This is a genomic window from Pectobacterium versatile (assembly GCF_020166435.1).
Lineage (GTDB): Bacteria > Pseudomonadota > Gammaproteobacteria > Enterobacterales > Enterobacteriaceae > Pectobacterium > Pectobacterium versatile.
The window spans coordinates 1-1,298 of record NZ_JAINZP010000058.1 but is presented as its reverse complement, the minus strand read 5'-3'; the positions used below and the strand labels follow the sequence as shown (position 1 = coordinate 1,298).

2 protein-coding genes are annotated in these 1,298 nt (G+C 41.7%); both read right to left on the bottom strand.

Annotation, left to right across the window (positions count from 1 at the left end):
- Positions 1 to 89: 89 nt before the first annotated feature.
- A complete protein-coding gene (locus K7X24_RS21875; protein ID WP_103165142.1) occupies positions 90 to 533 on the bottom strand; it encodes a DUF6386 family protein in 444 nt (147 codons plus the stop codon).
- A gap of 8 nt (positions 534 to 541) precedes the next feature.
- A partial coding sequence (locus K7X24_RS21870; protein WP_224558271.1) for an RHS repeat domain-containing protein occupies positions 542 to 1,298 on the bottom strand: 757 nt, incomplete at its 5' end.

Genomic DNA, 1,298 nt, shown 5'->3' with positions numbered 1-1,298 from the left:
GTGGTGTCCGCGGCGATAACGGCGTAATCAGACGAGCGGTTAAATAATAAAGCCGGAAGGATCGTGGGGATCGCTTCCGGCTTTTTATTTTATAACCTAATAGATGCTTCTATTTTGTTTCTCTTCTCTTTCGATGGCGAAAAGGATAAATATATTTCACTGTCCACTTTTTTGAATCTCACAGAATAACTACCCGGAAGAACATTTATAAAATCACCCGACACACTGTTTATGTCATCTGGTTCCAGATCACCACCAGTAGTATCCTCACCAGCGCCAATAAATATATTTCCCGAAGGTGCGTTTATATATGCAAAACCATTATAATCATTTAAAGATTCAACGATATTTATTGAATATTCGCCATCACTGCCTAAATTTAAAAAAACAGCATTCCCATTATTGATTTCATCTATTTCATCATCTTCGATACTCCACCAATCTGGCGTATCAGTAACTCTATGCTTAAGTGATTGCAAATCAAATACAACTACCGTAGCTGTATCAGTAAAAATTTTGAAATTAATATTCATCTCATGCCTCAATTAAATATTATAGCGCTTATTTTATCACCAGGTTGAAGCCCTGCTTTTCTTCCTGCATTTTTAAGAGCACTACCAACACTTTTATTAATGGTTTCATTCAGCATTTGTAAATTCTGTGTTGCAGAACCACCAACAATTAAATCAACTGGGTGATCGGCATTCAGTTTTGAGAGATCTGGTGATTTACCAAACATTCGTTCGTAACGTTCAGAAACAGCCTTCCTATATGAACTCTGTATCGACGATATTCTGACATCATGAGTACCAGGAGACCAAACTAATTCCCCCCTTTTAGCAGCTCTATTAAGTGCATTTTTCTTTTTCATAAACTGACGTTCTAAGTAATTTCTCTCGGTTGAAGATAAATTACTTTTACTTAAAATTTTAGGTTTACTAGGACGCAGTATGTTTTCACAACCAGCCAACCCAAACGGATCAACCCACGTATTCGGATTCGGCACATACCCGTAGTTATTCTCACCCCCCAAAATACTCGCAGGGTCAGGCGAGACATAACATCCACCTGCTGGGTCGTAGTACCGAAAACGGTTATAACATAGCCCGCTTTCGGTGTCACGGTACTGTCCGGCAAAGGCAAGGCCCGGGTCGATATTTTCCTCAAGATGGCTCTGCCGCTGCCCCCAGAGGGTGCTTTTCGGTGCCCGCCAGCGCAGTTCGCCTTGCGGATTGAAGACGGCCTGCGGTTCACCGTTCTGGCTGCTGGTGACAAAGTCGGTTTCCCAGCGTCCGTCG